The following is a 24969-nucleotide window of genomic DNA, read 5'->3' on the forward strand; positions in this document are numbered from 1 at the left end:
TCGGACAGCCGCACCGTGGACCCACGGTGCGGCTGTCCGTTTCCGCAGCGGAATCCGACGGCGGGCACGCGGTAAAGTTGGTACCACTATGACTACTCCTTCTGCGCCCGACGCCGCCTCCAGCACCGCCACCACGGAAATGACCCGTGAAGTCACCGCCGAAACCCCGGTCCGCGTCCGGTTCTGCCCGTCGCCGACCGGCACCCCGCACGTCGGCTTGATCCGCACGGCCCTCTTCAACTGGGCCCACGCGAAGCACACCAAGGGCACCTTCGTGTTCCGCATCGAGGACACGGACGCGGCACGCGACTCGGAGGAGAGCTACCAGCAGCTGCTCGAGGCGCTCAAGTGGCTCGGCATCAGCTGGGAAGAGGGCGTGGAAGTGGGCGGCCCGCACGAGCCGTACCGCCAGTCCCAGCGCCTGGACCTCTACAAGGACGTCGTGGCCAAGCTCCTGGAGGCCGGCTACGCCTACGAGTGCTACTCGTCCCCGGAGGAAGTCGAAGCCCGCCACCGCGCCGCCGGCCGCGACCCCAAGCTGGGCTACGACAACTTCGACCGGAACCTATCCGAGGAACAGCTCGCTGCGTTCAAGGCCGAGGGCCGCAAGCCCGTGCTGCGCGTGCGGATGCCCGACGAGGACGTCACCTTCACCGACATGGTCCGTGGCGAGATCACCTTCAAGGCCGGCAGCATCCCCGACTACGTGATCGTCCGTGCCGACGGTTCGCCGCTCTACACCCTGGTCAACCCGGTCGACGACGCCCTGATGGGCATCACGCACGTGTTGCGCGGCGAGGACCTGCTCTCCTCCACGCCCCGCCAGGTCGTCCTGATCCGCGCGCTCATGGAGATCGGCGTCGCCAGCTACCTGCCGGTCTTCGGGCACCTGCCGTACGTCATGGGGGAGGGCAACAAGAAGCTCTCCAAGCGCGACCCACAGTCCAACCTCTTCCTGCTCCGGGACCGCGGCTTCATTCCCGAAGGCCTGCTGAACTACCTGTCCCTGCTGGGCTGGAGCCTCTCCGCGGACGAGGACATCTTCACCGTTGAACAGCTGATCGAAAACTTCGACGTCAATGACGTGCTGGCCAACCCGGCCCGCTTCGACATCAAGAAGGCCGAAGCGATTAACGGCACGCACATCCGCATGCTGGACCCGGAGGACTTCCGCGGCCGCCTGGTTCCCTACCTGCAGTCCGCCAGCCTGGTCGGGGAGCAGCTGAGCGCCCGTGAGGAGGAGATCCTCGCGGAAGCAGCGCCGCTGATCCAGGAGCGCATCTCGCTGCTCGGCGAAGCGCCTGAGATGCTGGCCTTCCTGTTCAAGGCCGACGACGCGATCGACGTCGCCGACGACGCCCGCAAGGGCCTCCCGGAGAACCTGACCGAGGTGCTCGACGCGGCCCTCGCGGCGCTGGAACCCGTGGCCGACTGGACCGCGGACAACATCCAGGCCGCCCTCAAGGAGGCCCTGGTGGAAGGCCTGGGCGTGAAACCGCGCCTGGCGTTCGGCCCGGTCCGCACGGCCATCTCCGGGCGCCGGATCTCGCCGCCGCTGTTCGAGTCCATGGTCATCCTGGGCAAGGATTCGTCCCTGGCCCGCCTGCGCGCGTTCCGCGGCTGATGAACGGCGGGTCCGGGTCCGGGAGCGGGATCCTCGCCGCCGGTCTGGACGGCATCCGCGGGGTGCTGTTCGACATCGACGACACCCTCGTGGACCTCGAGTTCGCGATGACGACCGCCCTGCGGGATGTCAGCGAACACCTCCTTCCCGGTCTCGATGAGGCCGGCTGGGAGCGGTTCGGGCGCATCTTCACGCGGGAGACGACCCATTTCTACGACCGCTACCTGGCCGGCGAACTGAGCTTCAACGAACAACGGCTGCTGCGCGGCCGGGCCGCGCTGGGGCACTTCGGCGTCGAACTCGAGGAGGGCGAGCAGGCCCACCACTGGGTGAGCTCCTACGCCAGCCGCCAGCACAGCTACATCCGTGCCTTTGACGACGTGGCGCCGCTGCTGGGCGCGCTCGACGCCGCCGGCGTTCCGTACGGGGCGGTGAGCAACAATGTGCACGACTACCAGCGGGTGAAGCTTGACGCCGCCGGGCTGGGGCGCATCGGCGTCCTCGTGGGCACGGACACGGTCGGCGTGCCCAAGCCGGATCCCGCGATCTACCTCGAAGGGGTGCGCCGGCTCGGAACCGGCGCCGGCGAAACGCTGTATGTCGGCGACAACCGGCTTCTCGACGCGGAAGGCTCGACGGCGGCGGGCCTGCTGGGCGTGTGGCTGAACCGCGGCGGGGAGCCCGCCGCAGGCTTCTCCGGGCGCGAGATCGGTTCGCTGCTGGAGCTGCTGGCGTGAGCTTGCCGGCGCCTGTCGCCACAACAAAACGGCCCCGCCGGAGGATCCAATCCTCCGGCGGGGCCGTCTGCGTGACGGGCTAAGCCGCTTCCTGCGCGAGACGCCGTTCTTGTGCCAGTCGCCGGTTCCGCAGCGCCAGGTAGGCGCCCACGGCGCCCAGTCCGAGGAGCGCCACGAGACCCAGGGCCACTGCCACGTCAGCCTTGATCATGTTCGACGGCGACACCGCAGCTGCGCTGGAGTACAGCGTTCCGGTGCCTGCCGCCAGCCGGGCGTTCCCGTCGGCGAGCTTGCCGGCGCCGGTGGACAGCTGGGTGGAGCCCGAGGCCAGCTTGGTGCTGCCCTCGGAGAGCTGCGATGCTCCGCTGGCGAGGGCCGTGGAGCCCTTCAGCAGGCCGGGGTTGGCCGGATCCGCGGGGTCCCCGGCAATTCCGGTGTGCAGCGCCTGCGTGCCGTCCGCCAGCCGGGAGGTTCCATCAGTCATCCTGGCGGTGGCCTTGAGCAGGCCGGGGTGTTCGGGATCGCCCGGAACGCCGTCCATGCCGACCCGGATCTTGGCTGTGCCGGCGGCCAGCAGTTCGGTGCCCAGGACGACGCCGGGGCTGTTGGGATCGCGGCTGTTGAGTTTGCCGGCCAGGGTGGCGAATCCGGCCGTCAGCTTCCCGGTTCCGGCGTGGAGCTGGCCCGCTCCGGTGTTCAACTGGGCGCTCCCGGCCTCCAGCTGGCCGGCGCCGGACTGGAGCTGGCCCGCGCCGCCTTGGAGCTGGGACGCGCCGGCATCCAGTCGCTGGGCGCCGGCGAGGATCTTCGCAATCTTGTCCTTGACCACTGCCAGCGGCACGAGCCCCTGGACCGGGTCGTTGGCGGCCGCCTGCAGCAGCTCAAGCGCCTGGGCCAGCGCGGCGGTTCCGGTGCCGGCTTCAGGATTGTTGTTCGCTCCGCGGTAGCCCTTCAGCTGGTTGGTACCGGCCTTCAGCTGGTCGGTCCCGGCTTTCAACTGAGTGGCGCCGGCAGCGAGGCGGCCTGTCCCGTCGGCCAGTTTGGCCGCCCCGGCGTCGAGCTGGGTGGCGCCGTCGGCGAGGTTGTTCGGCGCCGTGCCGGAAGCGGTGGGAGTCAGGGCGGCGGAGAGCTGCACCGCCCCGGCGGCAAGCTTCTGCGCGCCGTCGTCCACCTTGTAGACGCCGGGTGCCAGTTTGTTGTTGACGTCCGTCTGGATCTTGACGGCCCCGGTGGCGAGGCTTTGGGCGCCGGCCTGCAGCTTCTCCGCGCCGGGGGCGAGCTTGTCCGCGATCCCGACCTGGATCTTCGCGGCGCCGTCCGAGAGTTTGCCGGCGCCAACGTCGGCCTGTCCGGCGCCGGTGGCAAGTTTGCCTGCGCCATCCTTCAACTGCTGTGCCCCGGCAGAGGCCAGTCCGGCCCCGTCATTGAGCCTTGCGGATCCGTCCGTGATGCGTCCGGTTACCAGGGTGTAGAACCCCAGTAGCGCGATCAGCAGGAGGGCCAGGATGGCGATGGCGATCTGTTGCGCCCGGGTGCGGGTTGGGACGGTAGCGGCACGACTCTGTGACACGGGTTGTTCCTCTCGACGATCTCGCCGGCAACGGCTCTGCTGCCGGCCCCCCGCAACTGTGATGCAGCTAACATCCAAAATTGGCCGTTATTCTGCCCGCAATTGAGTGGGGGAGGGGGTTGTTACTCGTTGGTAACTTACCGAGCGTAAACTTGGCGGAGCCGGATTGGCAAGGGTTTTTGCGGAGGAATCCCAAAAAGCGAGGCTTGGAAGGGTCGGGAGGGGGTGCTGGCGGGGTGCCAGCCGAGGCGGTTGGCCCGATTTGTGCAAGGGAAAACTCTCGGGTAAAGTAATTACTCGTGCTGAGGCGCCGGGAGCGCGGGTTTCGACCTGCGGAACCGGCCCGAAAGTTCCATTGGGATATGGTGTAATTGGCAACACTACGGTTTCTGGTACCGTCATTCTAGGTTCGAGTCCTGGTATCCCAGCTCTGAATAATCCGCGGATTTCCGCGGTGAATCAGGGGTTCCGAAGCGGCCTGGCCGATTTGGAACACGCGCCGAGTTTATGAAATACTGACTTGGCTTGAATGGCAGAGATGCTGTTTGGAAGTACCTGGCCCCATCGTATAGCGGCCTAGTACGCTGCCCTCTCACGGCGGTAACGCGGGTTCGAATCCCGCTGGGGTCACCATTGAAACGGTCCCGGGCATCAGCCCGGGGCCGTTTTTCGTTGCCACTCCGGCGCCTTGGAAGTCACCGTCTATCGAAGTCCCAACGTCGGCCGCCAAGGCGAAGGCACCACCACTGGCGGAAAAGGCACAACCGTTGGCGGAATAGGTAACGCAGGGCGGTCCGCGGAGGGGGTCGCTAGTGAATTAGGCTAGGCTGGGCCAAGAGGTCGCTGTTGATGGCGATGTGGCGGAGATTCTCTTGCGGGAGGGTTGCTGGGTTGGGTACCGCCCGTTCATGCGACGGTCCGAATCTGGCGCTGCTGGCTTCCGGTCATGAGCGCGGCGTTCCAGCTGCTGGCCGAGTCCCGATGTTGGATGTCTCCTAAGCTCGCGTTGCCCGTCGAAGCCGGTATGCGCGCCGGCCCACCCGAAACACGAGTGAAGATTTTAGTCCGTCACAGCTTTCTCGCGCGCACGAGTTTGCTAGGCATAGGGGGAAGAAATTAAATGAACACTCACTCTCGGATCATGTCCGACGGGGAGATGTTGGAAGTCGCCTTGGAGGAGCTCGACAAGGCTCATGCGGATATTTCCAGACTTCTAAGACTCCACAAGGCAAACGCCGCAGCAGTGTCGGACTTTGTAGATTCGAGGCCCGGCACCCATACGCCGCCCCCGCAAATCGTCCAGTTGACTTCACCGTTCGCCGGCTTGAACGCCTTGACCCGTCCCATGGCTACTAAGGACTACGACACGGCGTTCGTCTGGGCTACCGCCTTGCGGAAGCGTCTGAAGGAGAACGCGCCATTCATTCGGGCGCTACGGGACCTCCAGGGAAAGCGGGGCGAAATAAGCGACGCGCTCCTCCTCACCTATGAAGCTGCAAGGTTGGACCGGAGCGTTGATCCGAGAGGTATCCGCAGGCTTGAGGGAAGGCTCAGGGAGCTGTCCGGATGGACACCGGCCATTCCTGGTGGACGGGTACCGGTAACGGACCCCATTGAGGGCCGCATCCTCCACCTCGTCAAGGAAAGCCGGCCATATCTCTCGAATGGTTTTACATCGCGCAGCCACCGGAACTTCGTTGCTGAGTCGAAGGCTGGCCTCGAGCCGATTGTTGTCACCGAACCCGGATTCCCACGGACGCTCGATGTCGGGCGATTCCAAAGTTCCGAGCACGTTGATGGTGTACGGCACGTCCGTCTGGACGTGGGCGAGATCGACTACGCCGGGATGCCCGTTGATGAATTTTTGCAGATGTTTGCCCAACTCGCATACGAAGAGGTCCTCCGATACCGTCCTTCGGTTATCCACGCGAGCTCAGGCCGAAGAGGCTATGACACAGCGCTAGTCGGCCTGGCCCTGCAGGAGAAGACCGGCCTGCCGCTGGTTTACGAGGTTCGTTCGTTTTTCGAAGGAAATTGGACCGGAGACTTGGAGTGGGAGTCTCAAGGGGAAACGTTTGCGCGCCGTATGTGGGTCGAAGAGATGTGTATGCACCGCGCCGATCGAGTGCTGACGATTGGCGAGGCAATGAAAGACGAATTGATCAGCCGTGGAATCCCAGCTGCCAAAATCGGGATAATACCAAACGCGGTGGACGCTGATGGGTTTAGTCCCCGCGAGCGTTCGATTGAACTGTCCGATCGCTACGGCATCGGTAGCCACCCCACCTTCGGATACGTATCAAACATGGACCACTACAGGGAATCCCAGGAGACGCTCATCCAGGCCTGTCGGTTCCTCAAGGACGCCGGCTCCGAAGCTCGGTGCGTGCTGGTAGGGGGAGGCCCCCGGAAGGAGACGCTTATTGAATTGGCGGCGAAACTGGGCGTGTCTGACCGTGTAATTTTCACCGGGCCGGTGGACCACAACGCCATAGCCGACTACTACTCCCTGATAGACATTTTCGTGGTACCGCGGATTGCCGAGCGCGCAGCAACGTATGTGACTCCGCTTAAGCCATTTGAAGCCATGGCCCTTCGGAAACCGGTAGTAGTGAGCGACCTGCCTGCTCTCCTCGAAATCGTCGAACCCCCGCTGAGAGGAGTAACGTTCCCTGCCGGCGATGCCCGCGCGCTGTCAACCTTGCTCCTTGGCTTGTTTGACGACCCTGCTGACTGCGAACGTATGGCAACCGCCGGCCTCGACTGGGTTCGCTCTCACAGGACTTGGGATAGCAACGGGGAACGCTACGTCAATGAATTCGCAGGTCTGTATGAAGGAGCCGCGTCACGTGAAAATTGAATACCGGAGTTTTACTGCGAACCCACAGTCACCGGCATCAGAGCTGCTGGCCGCATATTCGTCCTTGGCAAACGGCGAAGAAAAGCCACATTTGCTGGGTTACACCCCAGTTGCTCGTATGAATCCCTACCAAGCACTGCTCTATCGTCGATTCGGTACAGCTGGGATTGCCGTGGCACCAATTCTCAAGCCGGAGAGTTTTCGCGGCCTACTGGATTTCAGCAGGATGGCGCGCACCACCACCCTGCACCTTCACTGGAACTCCTGGATGACCCTGGGTGCGGTCGAGGAAGACCGCGCCCGTGCTATCGGCCTAGGGATGGCGGGCCGTCTGGAGCGGCTACGCGAAAAGGGCGCCAATGTCATATGGACAGTCCACAACGTCTACCCTCATGATGCCATTCACGTAGATGTCGAGCTTGAGGTCCAGCAGCGTGTGGCGGATGCGGCCAACATCGTGCACGTGATGTCGGAGAGCACGGTAGATGCCATGGACGGATATTTGAAGCTCGACCGCGAAAAGATCGTCGTGGCTCCCCATCCCAGCTATAAGGGCGCCTACGTGGATGTCGTCACCCGGGAAGAAGCCCGGGCCATGCTCGGTCTGGGCCCTGATGAGGTGGTGTTCCTGTTATTTGGTGCCCTGAAGGCCTACAAAGGCCTGGAACGGCTAATGAATGCTGTGGACATCATGGCATCGTCGTCTCCGGGTTTTAGATTTCGACTATTAGTCGCTGGGGGGTCGGATAACAGCCCTCCCGTTAGAGACTTCATCAAGCGGGCACTCGTTCACCCGAATGTACTTATCGAAAGCAACAAGATCCCGAACGACAGGGCACAGTACTTCCTCCGTGCTGCGGACATTGGCCTTGTCAACTACGAACGCACGCTCAATAGCGGGGCCGCCCTCCTCTACGGAACCTTTGACCTGCCCGTGGTGGCAGCCGATACACCCACATTCCGCGAGGGCTTGGACACAAAGTCCACGGAATTCGTTGAGGACGGCTCGGCCGATTCGTTTGCGCGAGCGATGATAGCCTCCGTACGTCTCAGAGGCAGCACCCACGTCCAGGAGTCTCTTGCCGCACATATTCAACGGCTTGATCCAGATCTAGTGAGCGAGGACTTCGCGAGGAACCTTCTGGCCCGCCTTGAGTAGCCTAAGCACGATTACCTATCTGGGCCCGGCAGAGGTCGCAGATGCGGTTGGCCAGGTAATATCTCAGGTCGCAGGCTCGCCTAAGTTGGCCTGAATCGCAGATCTGCTCTTTGGAAAGCGCTAGGCAGCACCAACCACCAGCCCAGAAACGCATCACTCTGCACGCCGGCTCACATCCCGGGCAGCGGTCGCCCGGTAGGGCGGCCCTGCAATCCAGACACCGGTAGCGCTGCTTGCCCGTCGCGGTTCAGCGAAAGCTGTGGGAAGATTCGAACTGTGATTAGAATCCGAACTCGCGAAATCGCCAGGGGTAGCTCCCCGCAACCACCCAATTGGCGCGATTCGGAGAGAGTCCTCATGAATTAGACGTTCTCGGGCGCGGACTATGGAACCGATGACGAGGGAGAGCCCTGGGACTATCTGGCCATACTAGTGGGGTGAGTTGGGACGTATTTGCGCGGTCTCTTGCGGATTGGAGCCGCCATGGCAAACAAGTTAGTGGTACGGCGAGTGACAGGTGTGTTGTGCATCCTCACCGTTTGTCTTGGCCTGCTCGTCGGCGGTCAGCAATTTGGAATGGCGGTCACGGGGACGTGGACTGCAGTTAGCTCGGCGGTGGCCAAAGGGCTTGGCCTAGAAGGGATTGCCCCGGCAGACAGGGACTCCTTCGCGCTGAACCCGAAGGATTCGCCCTTTGAAGCAATGGGCGACGGGGTGACAGACGACACCGCCGCACTCCAGGCCTGGCTCAATGCCGGCGGTGTGCGTCTCGCAGACGGCACGTACCGCATCAGTCGGGGTCTTACGTTGGCGGGCGACAATAGGCACTTCTTGGCCACTAACGCGAAGATCCTCGCTGTGGGAACCAACATCACGGCGCTTACGGTGACCGGCAAGAACACCACTATTCGCGCCAATATCGACGGCAACAACAAGGCAGCCTTCGGCCTGAAGGTGACTGGCGCCGGGGCGGTTGTCGAAGATGGCCGTTACGAGAACTTCCGATCAGCAAACCAGTCCGCACGGGCAATAGACGTGACCACCACAGGCGGCGTCACGGTCCGCAACAACGTAGTCCGCAATGTTGTCAGCATCGGCGACAACAGGATCGGCAACGGCCCGGGTTTCGCCCGAGGCATCGGACTCAACGCAAGGTCGGCGGCAACCGCCGTTTCGGTCATCTCTAGTAACCGGATAGAGAACATCGCCGGCGAGGAAGGTGATGCAATCCACGTGCTGTTCGTCGACGGCAGGCTTCCATTCGAATCGGGCAAAGTGTCGATCAGGGATAACCAAATCCGCAACGTCTCTCGGCGCTTCATCAAGGTTCAGGCATCAGACGTAGTTGTTGAGCGCAACAGGCTTAGTTTCGATCTGGCCGAAGTGCCCGCCAACCCTAGCTCGGCAATCGACGTGATCCAGTCCGATTACGTCCAGGTGATCGGTAACCAAATAAACCCCAACCTCGTAGGCAGTGGAATTGCTGTCAACGGATCTTCCACAGCACCCCTTCGCGGTATCGAAATACGAGGCAACGTTGTGCGACAGAAGGCTACGAAGAAAGCAGCCAGCATCTATCTCAAATGGACCAGATCCCCGAACATCGTGAACAACGCAGTCTACGGCGGGGGCGCAGCAGTCCTGATCGGTTCATCCACGAACGCACACGTATCCGGAAATACGCACGGCCGCGGGGTTTCGTCCTCCCCCTAGAATGCTGTGCCGTCCTGCTACGAAGCATCGGGCCAGCTCGGGTTCCTAAACGACTGCGTTGCTCATGAATAACCCTGCTGTCCGTGAGTGAGTATCGACGAATCGTCGACTGCAGTTTAGGTGCGAAGGAAGCCGGGCGCACAGTTTCCACCTTGGACGGCACCTGGCTTTTCCGGACAGTGCGGCGGTACTCGTCGGTGTCCCGCTCTGAGTAGGTGGCGTTTTTTCGTTGACCCCATCGGCCCGCAGGTGATCGGGATCAGAAGTTGTATCAGCGATCCGAATGTGACTTGACTCGGCCAGCGCTTTAGGACGGCAACGGCGTCCCGTTGAGCCGGATCCTGCCGCCGTCATCCTGCCGCCACCATCCTGCGGTCCTCGAGACTGTGGAGGTGCGGATGATTTTTGAGGGCGACGTCCTCGGTGCAGATTGGGTAGAGCGTCATTCGTACCTAAGTGTCGGGAGCGCGTGTCGTGACCCCGCCCGCCAAGCATTAGCCGCGGTACGAGGTGCCCCCACCAAAATGGCGGGGGTGTCTGTCCGGTCTAGCGGCATATACCAAGCCGAGCCAGAAGATTCGTAGTGACCGCCCGCACATCAAGCGGCCAGGCCTTGTCGGTCTTGAAATACGGCATAGACTCTGGCCCGGGGTAAGACCCTGCGTTTGGAAGTTCGGGGACCGCCGGGCCCTTGGCCCAGGCCACGTACTTCTTTACCACCTTGGCGGGCTGGCCGACGGCAACGCAATGCGGCGGGACAGGCGTGCTGGCAGTAACCATGGACCTCAATCCGACAATGGAGCCGTCGCCAATCCTGGAACCAGGTAGTGCTACGGCATCCTTAGCCATCCACACGCGGTTTCCCACTCGAATGTCGCGCCCGAAATTGATGCGCTTCCGGGTCCTCAAATCATAGATAGGGTGCTGGTCCCATGTACGCAGTTGGGTTCCGGACGCGAACAGGCAGTCGTCGCCCACTGTGACCGTTGCACCATCGAAAACCACTACCTCAATGTTCCCGGCACACGCCACATCTTCTCCGAAGGTTATCGATCCCTCGCCGACGCCCATTGCGCCGCGTATGATCGACCGCTTACCGATACGGACGACGCTGCCGTCGTGTGAAAACGTCATGCCGCCGAAGAACTGGGCATCTTCCTCGAAGATGACGGTGCAGTTGCTGGCATTAAACGTGATAGATGATTTGCCAGGAGGGTTGACGGGGGAGCCGACGATTCGGTTGCCCCTGCCGTCGGTCTGGGGGATCAGGTTCTGGATAATAGGCACCAGCCGATAGTATCAATGGCGATATGTGTGTCTGCCGGCCTGTACCGGTTGGCTGTCCAACTCTAGTAGGGGTATGCATTGCTTTTTGTCGGCCACACCCGTTTCAGTCTCTTCAACCCGGATTCGCCCTCTTGGAAGGCGTCGAACGGTTCGACTTTCACAGACCGAGAGCAATACAAGAGTCACCTCTACGATCCGGAGCGCCTTGATCTGCGGACGGACATTTTTGTCAACCAGTCTCTCCCCCAGATTGCCTTGGCCTCCAAAGGGCACGAGGTTCGGCACCTCGTGATGTACTCCGAAAGTCTTCCTCGCAAGTATCAGCGAGCGCTGGAGCGGGCCGCAGACGAGTACCCATTTCTGGTGTTGGATTGTCGGTCGTCGGATAAGCCGCCGACCGAGCCCAGCCATGTTGCGGAGCAGGTCTTGCGTCACACGCAGGGTGACCCTCAGCAAGCGTTCGGGATCTATCGACTCGATGATGATGATCTACTGCCAGTGAGCTACTTCGACCAGATGTCTGCGTACGTGCGTCTTGATAATGTTGGGATGCAAATCTCTCTGGGGGAGGGGATGACGGCGCTCTTCATAGACGGTAGCTTCTGGAACGCGCGGAAGAGCTATTGGCCGATGTTTTCGGCCGGGCTAATGAACGTATGCCGCTTTGATGACGAGGGTCGACTGATCGGTCCCAAGAACGCGCCACACAACACATCAGACAGAACTAACCCGGTGATCCTCGATTCACGAGCGGTGGGTTTCTTTTGGACGCGGCATGCCAGTCAGGACACCGCACTCGCTTATGGTAGCCACTCCGTGGCGGAGGTGATGGAGCAGGTCCTGGCCGACATGAGGCGGTTTCCTCTCCTGCGGGACTTCGGAATCCTCCATGAAGAGTTTCCCGTGCTCCAAGGCAAAGTATCTCTAGAACCAAGACCAGGGATGAAGCGGAACGTCCTAGTCAGCGAGCCGACCGAGTTGGACGATCGTGGAGTCCGGCTGCCTGTCCCCAATTTGTCCGGGCAGTTCGAGCTCGGCATCGACATAGATTGCTCCCCGGACGCGGTTCCGGGCAATGCCCTCTTCAGCCTGGACCTTGAGCGTGCGGACGGAACGACTCTAGACCCTGCCCAGATCAAGGACCTACTTGCAGCCCAAGGCGTTGCGCTTTCGGGGAATCGAGCGATTGGATTCTTCCGATACATTCATACAGCGGCCGGCCCGAACCAAGTGTCCTATCGGGTTGGCTTGCCTGAAGGAGTGGTCTGCAAGGAGATATGGCTCCGGCGGTGGAAGAAGTCAGACACGGTGATTTCTCTGAACAGCGCCGCGCTGGTTAGTAGTTAGGGAGCTTGTAGGGTCCCTCCGGATAACCACGGAAGGGCGTCTTTTCGACCTCTACCCTGGCTGCGTTTGCTGACGCGCAAGACCCTGGCTGCCACGAGGAAGTCCGCGGAATTCACACCGTAGGCCCGGTTACCGCGCTGGGACGATAGCCGCGGTAGGTCGGTTGTCAGGAAGACGGTCTGCTTGCCGGAACCTCGGGTAGGTCAGGGACTTAGGTCTTTTACGAGTCCGGACCCGAAGTGGGAACGAGCCAGTTCCTGTCGTGCGCAAGCCGAAGCGCCTGTGGCCCGGGCCCGGTGTTACAACCCGAGCAGCCGTTTTGCCTCCGGTGGGCTTCTCCGGAATCGGCGCGTTCCCGTTGCTGTCAAAGGAGCTTGGGCTTTCGACGTCCCGGGGGATTTGACCATATTCGCGTCATCGACGACTGATATCCCGTGACATCGATTGCACCCAGGTCTTGGGACCGGAAGTGCTTTGTTTACGGCCGGTAGCGGCGGCACGATTGATGGCGACCTCTGCGAGGACTTCGCGGGGGCCATGAGCGACGGCCGAGACGTCGGCCATCGCACGAGCAGGATGATGCGTTTGTGATTGTGGTCCCTGCCGATGCCGAGGTGTCGGAGGCGTCCGGCGTGGTGCACTGTGACTTTGCTGGCGGCGTCGCCACGGCTAGTGCGGATCCGCCAATCCTATTCGTGGGCGGCGAAGGCTGTCGCGGTCTTGGGGTTGCTTCGTAGGCCTCGGATGGGGTGCGGCGCGTGAGGGCGCAGAGCGGCAAGTTCGTGGTTTTAGATGTTTCGGAACATGGCTAGGTCCTCGTTCACGTCGGTGATTGTGCGGGCCTCGGGCTGATGCATGAGCCGTCTTTGAAAGTCTGGTGGAAGCGTTGGGTCTTGCGCTGACTCGCCCAAGACCGTCGCAAATGTCCGAGACACGGGTCGCGTCCCAGCTGTTGTGAATTACCCGCGACATGTGTCGCTGTTTCCCGAGGTCACACACCATTCGGCTCACAAATGCGACGGTTTCGGGCTCAGCCAGGTGCAGTTTTGGTGTCGTCCCGAAGAGCCGGCGGAGGTCCGCCGGCCGCTGCGGACCCGGAAACCCAGTGCAGGTCGGCCCGAATGGCATGATGAGGCTGTGAGCTCTAACGAAAAACCCGGCATTGAAGCACAGAGCCCTGCCGGACAGCAGACCCCCGCCGCACGCCAGGGCGCCGCCGTCGAGCTCCTCGAGGCGGTCCGGCGGGAACTGTCCGCGGTGTCGCTGCCTCTGGCGCTGCCCGGGGCCGATACCGCGCGGCTCGACATCCGCCAGGTCCTGGCCCAGCTGGATGACTACATCTTGCCCCGCTACCGCAGCCTGGATGCGCCGTTGCTCGCCGTCGTCGGCGGTTCAACCGGCGCCGGCAAGTCCACGCTGGTCAACGGCCTGGTGGGCCACCCGGTAACCCGGGCAGGGGCGATCCGCCCGACCACCCGCCAGCCTATTTTGTTGCACTACCCCGGCGACGCTGCATGGTTCGAGGACCAGCGGGTGCTGCCGAGCCTGAGTCGAATCCGCGGAACGGTGGTCGCCGCGCCCTTGCCCGCGCACCAGGCAGGCCCCACCCCGGACGCCGCCGCCATCACCTCCCTGGTGCTCGCCGCGGACCCGGCCGTACCGCAGGGCATCGCCCTGCTGGATGCCCCCGACGTCGACTCCATCTCGGATGACAACCGCCGGCTCGCCGGCCAGCTCCTCGCGGCCGCCGACCTGTGGGTGTTCGTCACCACCGCCAACCGCTACGCCGACGCCGTGCCTTGGCGCCTGCTGCTGGACGCCGCCTCGCGCGACATCATGGTGGCCGTGGTGCTTGACCGCGTGCCGGCGGCGGCAGAGGAGGAGGTCAGTGCGGACCTCCAGGCCATGCTCAGCCGCGAGGGCCTGGGCGCCGCGCGGCTCTTCGTCGTGCCTGAAGTGGCGCTGGACGCCATGGGGATGCTGCCCGTTGATGCCGTGGCGCCGCTGCGCGGCTGGCTCCAGGAACTTGCCGCCGACGCGCCCGGCCGCGCGGCGATTGCCCGCCGGACGCTCAACGGCGCGGTCAAGGCGCTGGGCGGCCGGGTCGACGCCGTTGCGGACGCTGCTGCGGCCCAGCACCGCGCTGCCGGGTTGCTTGCCAAGGACGCCAGCAGCGCCTACGAGGACGCCGTCGGCCGGATCCTCGACGCAACCCGGGACGGCGCCCTGCTGCGCGGTGAAGTTCTGGCCCGCTGGCAGGACTTCGTGGGGACGGGCGAGTTCTTCCGCGTCATGGAGCAGAACATCGGCCGGCTGCGGGACCGGATGGGCGCCTTCTTCCGGGGCGAACCCACCCCGGCCGTGCGGGTGGAAACTGCGATCGAAACAGGCCTGCAGGCTGTCATCCTTGACGAGGCCGCCAATGCCGCCGAAGACGCCGACCAGCGCTGGCGTTCCGACCCGGCCGGCCGCCAACTTCTAGGCACCGATGACCTCTCCGGCACCAGCGAGGGCTTCGCCGACGCCGTGGCCGCCGAGATCCGGGTGTGGCAGGGCAGCCTGATGGAGCTGATCCGGACCGAAGGCCAAGGCAAACGCAGCCAGGCCCGCTGGCTCTCCTTCGGCATCAACGGCCTCGGCGCGGCACTGATGATCGTGGTCTTCTCAATGACCGCGGGCCTGACCGGGCTGGAGATCGGTGTGGCCGGCGGCACCGCCGTCGTGGGCCAGCGCGTGCTCGAAGCCGTCTTTGGCGAGGATGCCGTGCGCCGGCTGGCCAAGACTGCGCGCGAAGACCTGCAGGTACGCTGCCGGCGGCTGTTGCAGGCAGAACAGCAGCGTTTCCTGGCGCGGCTGGAGGTGCCTGACGGAGTGCCACCGGCGGTCCTCGCGGAGCAGGCCGCTGCGCTCGGCCGACTGGCGGCCTCGGCATGAACCGGCACACCGCAGCCAAGCAGGCCTCGCAGCTGCACCGCCGGCTGGAAGCCCTCAACGAGGCCCGGGAACTCGCCGCCGGCGCCCTGCCCGAGGAGACCCTGGACGAGGTGCTCGGGGTCCTGGAGCGGGCGAGTTCCCGGCGCTCGCTCTCGGCGGAGCACACCGTGGTGGGCTTCTTCGGCGCGACCGGCAGCGGCAAATCATCGCTCTTCAATGCCGTCAGCGGCGCGGAAATTGCGACCGCAGCGGCACGGCGACCCACCACCTCCGAGCCGCTGGCCGGCATCTGGGGCGCCGAGGGCAGCGACGGACTGCTCGACTGGCTGGACGTCCGTACCCGGCACCACGCCGCGGCGGTCCCCGGATTCGCCGACGAGACCACCGGGCTGATTCTGCTGGACCTGCCGGACTTCGACTCGACCCGCGCGGAAAACCGGGAGATCGTGCAGCGCATGGTGGGCCTCGTGGATGTCCTGGTGTGGGTGCTGGATCCGCAAAAGTACGCCGACGCCGCGGTGCACAATGACTTCCTAACCCCACTGGCCTCGCACGCAGCCGTCACACTCGTGGTGCTCAACCAGGTGGACCGCCTGCCCGAACATGAGGTCCGGCCGGTGCTGGAATCCCTGAAAGGCATCCTGGCGCGGGACGGCCTGGGCAAAGTACAGGTGCTGGGCGCCTCGGCGGTTGTCGGCACCGGGGTGGACAAGGTCCGGGCCGCCATCCGCCAGGTGGTCATGCAGCGGCTGGCGCTCTCGCAACGGCTCGCCGCGGATGTCGACCGGGCCTCCGCGCGGCTTGCCGAGGCTTCGGGTGCCGGCGAGGCTGCGGGCGTCAAGGGAACCACCCGGGAGCGGCTGGCCGGGGAGTTGGCCGTCGCCGCGAACGTGCCGCTGGTGGTGGACGCCGTGGCGCGCTCCTATCGGCAGGAGGCCACGCGCCGCACCGGCTGGCCGGTGACGCGGTGGCTGGTCCGGTTCCGGCCCGACCCGCTGCGGCGGCTGAACCTACGCCGGACCCAGGCGCGGCCGGAGCTCAACCGGACCTCGCTGCCTCCGGCCGGCGCGCCGGAGCGGGCCCGCACCGACGCTGCTGTGCGGGAATTTGCCGACGCCGCGTCCGACGGCGCCCCGGGGCCCTGGCGCGCCGTCATCCGCGGTGCCGCCCGCGAGGGCAGGGAGCAGCTCCCGGACGCACTGGATCAGGCGATTGCCGGCACCGATCTCAAAGCCGGGCGCAGCTCCTGGTGGTGGACCGCCTTTAATGTGGTCCAGTGGCTGGGGCTTCTCGTCGCGCTCGGCGGCCTGGGCTGGCTGGGGGTGCTGGCCGCGCTGGGCTACTTCCAGCTGCCGGTGCCGGAGATTCCGCGAATCGAGGGCTGGCCCGTCCCCACCATCATGGTGGCCGGGGGAGTGCTGCTGGGCATCGTGCTGGCCCTCGCGGCAAGATTCGTTGCCGGCGCCGCGGCGCGCGCCCGTGCGGCGGACGCCAGGAAGCGGCTCCAGACCGCGGTCGCCGCCGTCGCGGAGGAACTGGTGGTGGATCCGGTGGAACTGGAGATCAGCAGGCTCAAGTCCTTCAACGCCGCCTTGAAATCCGCGGCAGCTCCGCACTAGGAAAAACCGTTGAAATGCTTGCATAAAGCAGCAGATTTCCAGCGGTTGCGCTGCGGTAGCCGATGATAGGTTTTGATGTCATGACCGGGTGCTTATCAGCGATCGGCCAAGGTAGATGGCCGATCCAATCCTGGCTTGTCAGCTCCCCAGGCGAGATGCCAGTGCGGCGCGCCTTCAGCGAAATGTAGGTTCCATCAGTGACAGACCAACCCAGAATCGTTCCCCGGAGAAGCGTCCTGTCGTGGGCCGTCGCGGTCGGGGCGGGAGCAGCGTTGTCCGCCAACGGCACTCAGAGCGCCACAGCTGCCGGTCTGCCGACAAATTCACTGGACGCCCTCAGCAGCACCGAGGTCCCGCTGACTCTGGTCGGAACCGAGCCTTCAGCTGTGCTTCGCCGCTACAGCAACGTCTTCAAAAGCATCCCTGATCCCAGCGCGACCTTTTACCGGACGTCCGGAGGCGCGTTGAAAATGGCAGCAGGCTGCCAGGGACTGACTGACCAGGTGCAAGTCTTCGACGTGTCGACCGGGAAGAAGGAATTGTCGGCCACGCCGTTTACGGCCGGGGGAGGTGGTGCGAGAAATGTCGTCTATGAGCCACTCACCAAGTCAGTCCTCGCTTACGGCGCCACTGTAAAGAGAATCGACTCCGCCGGGACAGTCACAGATGCTTATAAGGCTGCTCCTGGGGCGACGGACGTCTCCTTCAGCCGCGCGGTTGACTCCAGGGGGAGAATTTGGAACGGCAATTACCCGACCGGGAACGCGACCCGCTACGACCCGTCCACGGGCGTCACGATCCATTCCCCCCAGATTCATGCCGGTGCGCAGTACGTCCGAAGTCTGACCATCGACAGCAGCGACAACGTCTACGCTGGGTCCGGCGTTGAAGGCCCAAGAATTGTGACCTGGCACACTGATACGCCTTCAAAATTGCGTGAAATTTCCCTTCCCGGCGCAGCGGCCAAAGGGTTTGTTAACAGCATCGAGGCGCACTCGGGTTTTCTTTTTGTCTACTTCGACGGCGCCGACGGAAAGACGGCTTTCAAGGTCTTGGACCTTGGGACCGGCGAGTGGAAAACGCCGCCTTGGGACTGGGCTCCGGCCGGCCGAGTCTCTTCAGCTCTGGGCGGCACCGGCGACATCTATGCAGTCTGGAACACGTTGGGAAGCCACAAACTGATGCGCATCGCCCCGGGCACACTGGCCGCGGAATTCGTGTGTCTGGTTCCTGGTACGCCGTGCGCCCTGAGCGTGGAGAGTGGCAGCGGCGAAACCCGTGTCAACATGCTCTGCGGGGAGGGGCAGAACTACGAATTCGTGAGTGTCTCTACTGCGAGAAAAGTTGTGGTGCAATCCACTAAAATTGTACTGGCTGCATCGCCCTTTAAAGTCCAGGCCCTCATGGGTGAGACTGCCGGCTACACCATGTACCTGGGCGCCTACATGGGGGACGGCATCGGATCGGTTGATCTGGTCTCCCGGGATACCTGGCGGTCCGCGACTGACACCGGGATCGCCCAGATAGAAGGAATGTTCCAGTACGACGCAAGCACCATTTATGTGGGTTCGTATGCTGGCGGTCGCCTGTTTAGATTCAATCCAGCGACGAAGAGTGTAACGAGGCTTATCGAACTTCGAGATAAGTATCTTCAGTCCAGAGCGTTTGCCTGGGCAGCCGCCGGGGGCAGGGTCGTTGCCGGCACCGTCGCGGAGTACGGGCACAACACTGGAGCGCTGGTTATTCTCAACCCCGCGAACGACGCAGACATAAAGGTAATCAGCGGTCCCGTACCCGGCCAATCCGTCCTGGGCCTAGTAGGAGACGGTGACGTCGTTTACGGCACCACTGGCATAAAAGGCGGATATGGCTCGGTGGACGACACCAAGTCCGCGCATGTGTTCGCGTGGAATGTTAGTACCGGCCGGCTTCTCTGGAAGCGCGAGTTGCTCGGCGAAGTGGAAATTAATAGTCCCAGGATGATTCGCGGACGTCTATACGTGAGCACGAACAACGGCGTCATTAGGATTAACCCGAACAGTGGAAGTCCGGTATTCACCTACCGATTACTTAACCGAAGTGCCGCTCCGGGATACAGGACGAGTAGCATCTCCTACCTTCCGAAGGCCAACTCCATCCTGCACCTCGCTGGGGGCACCGTTACGTTGTTGGATACAGAGTCTCGGACACGAAAAGAGATACTCCGCGGCAACTATACCGACATGGTCGTTACCAGCAGGGGCCGGCTGTACTTCGCCGAGAACGGCACAAACATCGTTGACGTTGACACAGTTCAGAAGCCGACCATCCGATCAAAGGCCGACCTAGTGACTGTCGGGACAAACGGTTGGCTCTACGTGGCACGGTCTCTTGGCGATGGCAAATTTGCCACGCCGATTCGGGCTGACTCGGGCTTCGCGACCTACGTGAAGTCCTGCCACGTGGTGGATTGGAACGGAGACGGTCTCTTAGATGTGCTCACCAGCCATGGTGACGGGACACTGCAACTGCACCGGGGATTGTCAAAAGGTGGTTTTTCTGCGCCAGTGACGATTGGGGCGAGTGGCTGGAACAACCGGAAACTCGCTGTCGGCATCTGGGGCAGTGGACTCGCGGTCCTTTCAGCGGAGAGATACGGCGGACAACTTTCGGCATGGAATGTGCTGCCATCGGGCGCGCTGAGCGAACCGATTCCAATCGGCTCTGGCTGGGCAAACAAGCAGATGGTGTTGGTCGTCCCATCAGGGTCCACCTCGTCCGCGTTGCTCGTTAACAACGCTGGATCCCTCTATCTCTACGCGAGGACGGGAAATGGGACGGTTTCGACCGCACCGGTGCGGCTCACTGCAGGGGGGTATGAAGCCATGACTGCATTCTCGACAGTCGTTGAGCACAGATCAGCAAAAAACGGGATCGTGGGTATCGACGCAACAGGCACCGTCCGATACTCGGACGTGATGACTAGTTCCGTTGGTGTGCCGGTCAACTACCCATTCTTGATGCAGAGTTACAAGTTCGCCAGCAGCTAGTCTTTGTGGCCTGTCCCCGTTACAACTCCGAGGCGGCGTCGCGCACCTTGACCAGGGTCCGCAGGTTACGCGTCGTGGTGCTGGCCTTGTACTTGGCCTTGGCGGAGAGCTTGCTGAAGGGGCTGTCGAGGGTGCCGCCGGCGGGAGCCAGCCAGGCCACGGCCTCAGGCCCCAGCCGCGTCAGCTCCACCCCGTCGAGGGTGCTGCCGGCGTCGAACAGCTCGGAAAGTATCCCGGTATCCGAGGAGAGGGTGACATAGCTGTGCGTCGCGGTGTCGTCCGCCGGGTAGGGGCAGGCGTCGACGAGTTCGGCAACCCGGGAGGCTTCCAGCACCACCACCCAGGCGTCGTAGCCGAAAGTCTCCCGGAGGCAGGCCTCGAACTCGGCTTTCACGCCGGCCGCCGGAAGCTCACTCGCCAGCACCACGTTGCCGCTGGCCAAAAGCGTTTTCACGGCCGAAAAAGGACGTGACTTGAGGGCCTCTTTGAGCTCGGCCATCTTGATATTGATTCCGCCCACGTTGACGCCGCGGAGGAAGACCGCATAGCTGTTCATGGCCACAGCCTAACTGCGATGTCCAGCGTTCCCCCGCGCAGGGGGGCGTTAGTCGTTGGTCTTGCGCAGCGCCTCGGTCAGGACCCGGGCGGCGTTGCAGACCACCTCGGCGTGCAGGCGGCCGGGCTGGCGGGTCAGGCGTTCGATCGGGCCGGAAATAGAGACGGCGGCGATCACGCGTCCGGACGGGCCCCGGACCGGCGCCGAAACGGAGGCGACCCCCGGCTCGCGTTCGCCGAGGCTCTGTGCCCAGCCCCGGCGTCGTACTCCGGCCAGGACGGTGGGGGTGAAGCGGGCGGCCTGGAGGCCTTCGAGCAGGCGGTCGTGGTCTTCCCAGGCGAGCAGTACCTGGGCGGCGGAGCCTGCCTTCATGGAGAGCTGGGTTCCGACCGGGATAGTGTCCCTGAGGCCGATGGGCCGCTCGGCGGAGGCGACGCAGACGCGCCAGTCGCCCTGGCGGCGGAAGATCTGGGCGCTCTCGCCGGTGGCGTCGCGCAGCTGCATCAGCACCGGACCGGCGGAAGCGATCAGCCGGTCTTCGCCTGCTGCGGAGGCGAGTTCGACCAGCCGGCTGCCGAGCACGAAGCGGCCCTGGATGTCGCGGCTCACCAGGCGGTGGTGGACGAGCGCCAGCGCGAGGCGGTGCACCGTAGGCCGCGCGAGCCCGGTGGCCGCAACGAGCTGCGCCAGGGTGGTGGGGCCTGCCTCGAGCGCGTCGAGTACATGGGCCGCTTTATCGATGACGCCGACGCCACTAGAATTGTCCATGTAATGATATTGCCGTCTCAATATCTGAGATGCAAATCATTGCGCTGGCATATTTGACGGCAGTGCTGATTCAGTGGAGATCAACAACCAGCCGGAACGGGACCGTCGCGAAGCGACAGAGACAGTCACGCGGCAAAACAGCAGTGAAGGGAGCAGGCCGTGGCAAAGACATTGGCCGAGAAAGTCTGGGACGCACACGTGGTGCGCAAGGGGGACGGCGAAGGCGCCAACGCCCAGCCGGATCTCCTCTTCATTGACCTCCACCTCGTGCATGAGGTGACGTCCCCGCAGGCTTTCGAGGGCCTGCGCCTCGCCGGCCGCAAGCTGCGCCGGCCGGACCTCACCATCGCCACCGAGGACCACAACACTCCCACGCTGGCCATCGACAAGCCAATCGCGGACCTCACCAGCCGGACCCAAATCGAGACCCTGCGGAACAACTGCAAGGAGTTCGGCGTCCGCCTGCACTCCCTGGGTGACGCCGAGCAGGGGATCGTGCACGTGGTCGGCCCGCAGCTGGGCCTCACCCAGCCCGGCATGACCGTGGTCTGCGGCGACTCGCACACGTCCACGCATGGGGCTTTCGGGGCGCTCGCCATGGGCATCGGCACCTCCGAGGTGGAGCACGTCATGGCCACCCAGACGCTCTCGCTCAAGCCCTTCAAGACCATGGCGATCAACGTTGAGGGCACGCTGCGCCCCGGCGTGAGCGCCAAGGACATCATCCTGGCCGTCATCGCCAAGATCGGCACCGGCGGCGGGCAGGGCTACGTCCTGGAATACCGAGGTTCCGCCATCCGGGCACTGTCCATGGAAGCCCGGATGACCATCTGCAACATGTCCATCGAGGCCGGCGCCCGCGCCGGACTGGTCGCCCCGGACCAGACCACCTACGACTACATGCAAGGCCGCCCGCACGCGCCCCAGGGCGCGGACTGGGACGCCGCCGTCGAATACTGGAACACGCTGCGCACCGACGACGACGCGACGTTCGACGCCGAGGTGGACCTCGACGCCGACACGCTGGAACCGTTCGTGACGTGGGGGACCAACCCGGGCCAGGGTGTGTCCCTGTCCGCCAAGGTGCCCTCGCCCGCTGACTTCGGCGACGAGAACGCCAAGGCCGCCGCGGAACGCGCGCTGCAGTACATGGGCCTTGAAGCCGGCACGCCAATGAAGGACATCCGGGTCGACACCGTATTCCTGGGCTCCTGCACCAACTCCCGGATGGAGGACCTCCGGGCCGCGGCGGACATTATCCGCGGCCGAACCAAGGACCCGGACATCCGGATGCTGGTGGTGCCCGGTTCCGCCCGCGTCCGGCTCGAGGCAGAGGCCGAGGGACTGGACAAGGTCTTCACCGACTTCGGTGCGGAGTGGCGCTTTGCCGGCTGCTCAATGTGCCTGGGCATGAACCCGGACCAGCTGGAGGTGGGGGAGCGTTGCGCCTCCACATCCAACCGCAACTTCGAAGGACGCCAGGGCAAGGGCGGACGCACCCACCTCGTCTCGCCCGTCGTGGCAGCGGCGACGGCGGTCCGCGGCACGCTGAGCTCGCCGTCGGACCTGGACCCTGTGTCCGAATCCGCTGGCCGCCGTTCCGCCTCGGTGTAGCGCCCACCCCGACTGCACCGATCCACACAGCCACGAAGGATCCGCCATGGAAAAGTTCACCACCCACACCGGAATCGGTGTCCCGCTGCGCCAGAGCAACGTCGACACCGACCAGATCATCCCCGCCGTCTACCTCAAGCGCATCACCCGGACAGGGTTCGAGGACGCACTGTTCTCGGCCTGGCGCAAGGACCCGGCGTTCATCCTGAACCAGGAACCGTTCAGCGCCGGCTCCGTGCTGGTCGCCGGACCGGACTTCGGCACGGGCTCCTCACGCGAGCACGCCGTCTGGGCGCTGAAGGACTACGGCTTCAAGGCCGTGCTGTCCTCCCGCTTCGCGGACATCTTCCGCGGCAACTCGGGCAAGCAGGGATTACTGGCCGCCGAACTGGCGCAGGACGACATCGAACTGATCTGGAAAGTGCTGGAAAACGCTCCCGGCACCGAGGTCAGGGTTGACCTGGTCTCCAAAACGGTCGAATGCGGCAACGTGGTCGCGCCGTTCGAAATCGACGACTACACCCGCTGGCGCCTTCTCGAGGGACTGGACGACATCGGCCTGACCCTCCAGCACGAGGAAGACATCACGGCCTACGAGGCCACGAGGCCGGCGTTCAAGCCCACGACGCTGCCAGCCAAGCTGTCCTAGGGGCGGTTGCTGCAGTTATACGAGTGCCGCCGTCGGGTTGTGAGACCCGACGGCGGCACTTTTGCGTTGCTGTAAGCGGCCCAGGGCTCACTCACGATTCCTCAGTCTTCGACGTCCTGGACTGTTCTGGACAGCAGGCAGAACTCGTTGCCCTCGGGATCAGCCAGTACCACCCAGCTCACGTCCGGGCCCTGGCCCACGTCCGTGCGCCGAGCCCCGAGGGCGAGCAGGCGTTCCAGCTCCTCGGCGGTGGATACACCGTCAGCCCGCAGGTCGAAGTGCAGCCGGTTCTTGACCGTCTTGCTCTCGGGCACTGCGATCACATCGATGGAAGGCCGGGACTTGTCCCGGGGCGCGATGCTGATTATGTCGCTATCGTCTTCGACAACATGCCAGTCGAGGACGGCGCACCAGAAGTCGGCCACCACCTTTGGCCGGACGGCGTCGATTGCAATGGTGGCTAGTTGGCTTGGCATGGCCCCACGATAGCCCAGCACCCCCTGCCGTGGACAAGGGGGCCTTCGACCAACCACGGACGCAAATGACCAGACAACGCCGTGGCCGGGCGGCATGGTTATGCAGCCGGTCGCGTCGCAAGGCGGACGACCATGATGGCCTTGGCCCGGTGCCTGAGCATTCTGTTCTGGAGCGGAGGCTTTGGAAGGTCGTTGGTGTCCCTGACCTCGCCGGAGCGCGGTTGCGGCCGGCAGGGGACGCCGGTTCCCGGCAGCGGCGGGGCGGTGGAGTGGTAGCTGTGGCCGGTGGGTGTGGTGAGTTGGAGGGTGTGCCGGGGTCCGGGGCGTGGGTGTGCGTTCCAGCCGGGGGTTTCTTTGGTGTGGTTGCAGGCTTCGCAGAGTCCGGCGCCGTTGGCTGCTGTGGTTGCGCCGCCGGTGTGCCAGGGGATGATGTGGTCCAGGTGGCGGATGGGTGCGTCGCAGTAGGGGGTCCGGCAGGTGTCGTCCCGGGCCTGGAGGAACCGGCGCAGCCCGGGCGGGAAGAGCCTGGCGCGGGAATCCATGGCCACGAGTTCGCCGGTGGCCGGCGCGGTGTAGAGCCTGCGGACCCAGAGGGCGAAGGCGCGTTCGTCGGCCGGGCGGCCTGGGTCGCCGGTGCCTGAAGTCGGCTTACCGCCCGTCCCGCGTGCTGCACCTGCGGTGCCGGAGCCGCCCGCAGTGCCGGTGCCCGCGTCCCTGAGCAGGGTCCGGGCCCACCCGGCGGGGACGATGCCGTAGCCGGGGAGCCGGGCGGGTTCGCTGTCGGCCTGGAAGAGGGTGCGGTCGGTCATGATGAGCTGGATGTCGATGCCGCTGATCCCGCCGGCTTTGCCGGTGGTGCGTTCGACCAGGGCGTCGGCCATCAGCTGGCCCCGGGAACGGGGATCCCCGGCGGCCCGGGCAGCGTCTGCGTGCCGGGTGAGCGCGGCGTGCACGGCCACGCCCTGGCCGACCGACAACAACGCCGTCAGGTAGCACATGGTGTCGGGGGCCGGGCGGAGGCTGACGT

Annotated in this window: 17 protein-coding genes and 2 tRNA genes; 13 read left to right on the top strand and 6 right to left on the bottom strand. The window is 64.2% G+C overall.

Features of this window, described 5'->3' with window-relative positions:
• Window positions 1-88: 88 nt before the first annotated feature.
• Window positions 89-1624, top strand: coding sequence for a glutamate--tRNA ligase (gene gltX / locus AC1DGE_RS07530; protein ID WP_476917201.1), 1536 nt, complete (start codon window positions 89-91; stop codon window positions 1622-1624).
• On the top strand, window positions 1624-2361 hold the full coding sequence (locus AC1DGE_RS07535; RefSeq protein WP_476917202.1) for an HAD family hydrolase: 738 nt from the start codon (window positions 1624-1626) through the stop codon (window positions 2359-2361). Before gltX ends, AC1DGE_RS07535 begins: the two co-directional genes overlap by 1 nt.
• A 79-nt stretch (window positions 2362-2440) precedes the next feature.
• Here AC1DGE_RS07535 and AC1DGE_RS07540 read toward each other — a convergent pair whose 3' ends face one another.
• Window positions 2441-3931: a hypothetical protein gene (locus tag AC1DGE_RS07540; RefSeq protein ID WP_476917203.1), complete on the bottom strand. Its 1491-nt coding sequence runs from the start codon at window positions 3929-3931 to the stop codon at window positions 2441-2443.
• Between the two features lie 356 nt (window positions 3932-4287).
• Between AC1DGE_RS07540 and AC1DGE_RS07545 the strand changes: the two genes are divergently transcribed.
• The 5 genes from AC1DGE_RS07545 to AC1DGE_RS07565 all read left to right on the top strand — a co-directional run bounded on the left by AC1DGE_RS07545 (window position 4288) and on the right by AC1DGE_RS07565 (window position 9663).
• A tRNA-Gln gene (locus AC1DGE_RS07545) sits at window positions 4288-4359 on the top strand.
• A gap of 129 nt (window positions 4360-4488) precedes the next feature.
• A tRNA-Glu gene (locus AC1DGE_RS07550) sits at window positions 4489-4564 on the top strand.
• A 487-nt stretch (window positions 4565-5051) separates the two neighbouring features.
• Window positions 5052-6791, top strand: a complete 1740-nt coding sequence (locus tag AC1DGE_RS07555; RefSeq protein ID WP_476917204.1) for a glycosyltransferase — start codon at window positions 5052-5054, stop codon at window positions 6789-6791.
• On the top strand, window positions 6781-7950 hold the full coding sequence (locus AC1DGE_RS07560; RefSeq protein WP_476917205.1) for a glycosyltransferase: 1170 nt from the start codon (window positions 6781-6783) through the stop codon (window positions 7948-7950). Before AC1DGE_RS07555 ends, AC1DGE_RS07560 begins: the two co-directional genes overlap by 11 nt.
• A 483-nt stretch (window positions 7951-8433) precedes the next feature.
• Window positions 8434-9663, top strand: a complete 1230-nt coding sequence (locus AC1DGE_RS07565; protein ID WP_476917206.1) for a right-handed parallel beta-helix repeat-containing protein — start codon at window positions 8434-8436, stop codon at window positions 9661-9663.
• Window positions 9664-10209: 546 nt separating this feature from the next.
• Here AC1DGE_RS07565 and AC1DGE_RS07570 read toward each other — a convergent pair.
• On the bottom strand, window positions 10210-10950 hold the full coding sequence (locus AC1DGE_RS07570) for an acyltransferase (protein ID WP_476917207.1): 741 nt from the start codon (window positions 10948-10950) through the stop codon (window positions 10210-10212).
• Between the two features lie 78 nt (window positions 10951-11028).
• Between AC1DGE_RS07570 and AC1DGE_RS07575 the strand changes: the two genes are divergently transcribed.
• From AC1DGE_RS07575 to AC1DGE_RS07590, 4 genes are all read left to right on the top strand, one after another.
• Window positions 11029-12297, top strand: a complete 1269-nt coding sequence (locus AC1DGE_RS07575) for a glycosyltransferase (RefSeq protein WP_476917208.1) — start codon at window positions 11029-11031, stop codon at window positions 12295-12297.
• A 1161-nt stretch (window positions 12298-13458) separates the two neighbouring features.
• Window positions 13459-15231, top strand: a complete 1773-nt coding sequence (locus tag AC1DGE_RS07580; protein WP_476917222.1) for a dynamin family protein — start codon at window positions 13459-13461, stop codon at window positions 15229-15231.
• The gene (locus AC1DGE_RS07585; RefSeq protein WP_476917209.1) at window positions 15228-16850 is read left to right on the top strand and encodes a GTPase; all 1623 of its coding nucleotides are present in this window, start codon (window positions 15228-15230) and stop codon (window positions 16848-16850) included. Before AC1DGE_RS07580 ends, AC1DGE_RS07585 begins: the two co-directional genes overlap by 4 nt.
• A gap of 197 nt (window positions 16851-17047) precedes the next feature.
• Entirely contained in the window at window positions 17048-19879 is a 2832-nt protein-coding gene (locus tag AC1DGE_RS07590) for an FG-GAP-like repeat-containing protein (protein WP_476917210.1), read from the top strand.
• A 19-nt stretch (window positions 19880-19898) separates the two neighbouring features.
• Here the strand turns inward: AC1DGE_RS07590 and AC1DGE_RS07595 are convergent, their stop codons facing one another.
• Window positions 19899-20435: a DUF1697 domain-containing protein gene (locus tag AC1DGE_RS07595; RefSeq protein WP_476917211.1), complete on the bottom strand. Its 537-nt coding sequence runs from the start codon at window positions 20433-20435 to the stop codon at window positions 19899-19901.
• Window positions 20436-20483: 48 nt separating this feature from the next.
• Window positions 20484-21203 (bottom strand): IclR family transcriptional regulator, encoded by a 720-nt coding sequence (locus AC1DGE_RS07600; protein ID WP_175322958.1) that lies wholly within the window; start codon window positions 21201-21203, stop codon window positions 20484-20486.
• Window positions 21204-21362: 159 nt separating this feature from the next.
• Here AC1DGE_RS07600 and leuC point away from each other — a divergent pair, with 159 nt between their 5' ends.
• Both leuC and leuD read left to right on the top strand, forming a co-directional pair.
• Complete coding sequence (gene leuC / locus AC1DGE_RS07605; protein ID WP_476917212.1) at window positions 21363-22817, top strand: 3-isopropylmalate dehydratase large subunit; 1455 nt, start codon at window positions 21363-21365, stop codon at window positions 22815-22817.
• A gap of 46 nt (window positions 22818-22863) precedes the next feature.
• A complete protein-coding gene (gene leuD, locus AC1DGE_RS07610) occupies window positions 22864-23466 on the top strand; it encodes a 3-isopropylmalate dehydratase small subunit (RefSeq protein ID WP_476917213.1) in 603 nt (200 codons plus the stop codon).
• Between the two features lie 101 nt (window positions 23467-23567).
• Here the strand turns inward: leuD and AC1DGE_RS07615 are convergent, their stop codons facing one another.
• Together AC1DGE_RS07615 and AC1DGE_RS07620 are read right to left on the bottom strand one after the other, a co-directional pair.
• On the bottom strand, window positions 23568-23942 hold the full coding sequence (locus tag AC1DGE_RS07615; protein ID WP_476917214.1) for a VOC family protein: 375 nt from the start codon (window positions 23940-23942) through the stop codon (window positions 23568-23570).
• 98 nt (window positions 23943-24040) lie between these two features.
• Window positions 24041-24969, bottom strand: a 929-nt coding sequence (locus tag AC1DGE_RS07620) for an HNH endonuclease (RefSeq protein WP_476917215.1), incomplete at its 5' end; no start/stop codon positions are given.

This window comes from Arthrobacter sp. 05N425, assembly GCF_056397125.1.

Bases quoted from the DNA above. Each gene is read 5' to 3' on its own strand.
- gltX (WP_476917201.1), top strand. From the start codon at position 89: ATGACTACTCCTTCTGCGCCCGACGCCGCCTCCAGCACCGCCACCACG.
- AC1DGE_RS07535 (WP_476917202.1), top strand. From the start codon at position 1,624: ATGAACGGCGGGTCCGGGTCCGGGAGCGGGATCCTCGCCGCCGGTCTG.
- AC1DGE_RS07555 (WP_476917204.1), top strand. From the start codon at position 5,052: ATGAACACTCACTCTCGGATCATGTCCGACGGGGAGATGTTGGAAGTC.
- AC1DGE_RS07565 (WP_476917206.1), top strand. From the start codon at position 8,434: ATGGCAAACAAGTTAGTGGTACGGCGAGTGACAGGTGTGTTGTGCATC.
- AC1DGE_RS07585 (WP_476917209.1), top strand. From the start codon at position 15,228: ATGAACCGGCACACCGCAGCCAAGCAGGCCTCGCAGCTGCACCGCCGG.
- AC1DGE_RS07595 (WP_476917211.1), bottom strand. From the start codon at position 20,435: ATGAACAGCTATGCGGTCTTCCTCCGCGGCGTCAACGTGGGCGGAATC.
- AC1DGE_RS07600 (WP_175322958.1), bottom strand. From the start codon at position 21,203: ATGGACAATTCTAGTGGCGTCGGCGTCATCGATAAAGCGGCCCATGTA.
- leuD (WP_476917213.1), top strand. From the start codon at position 22,864: ATGGAAAAGTTCACCACCCACACCGGAATCGGTGTCCCGCTGCGCCAG.
- AC1DGE_RS07615 (WP_476917214.1), bottom strand. From the start codon at position 23,942: ATGCCAAGCCAACTAGCCACCATTGCAATCGACGCCGTCCGGCCAAAG.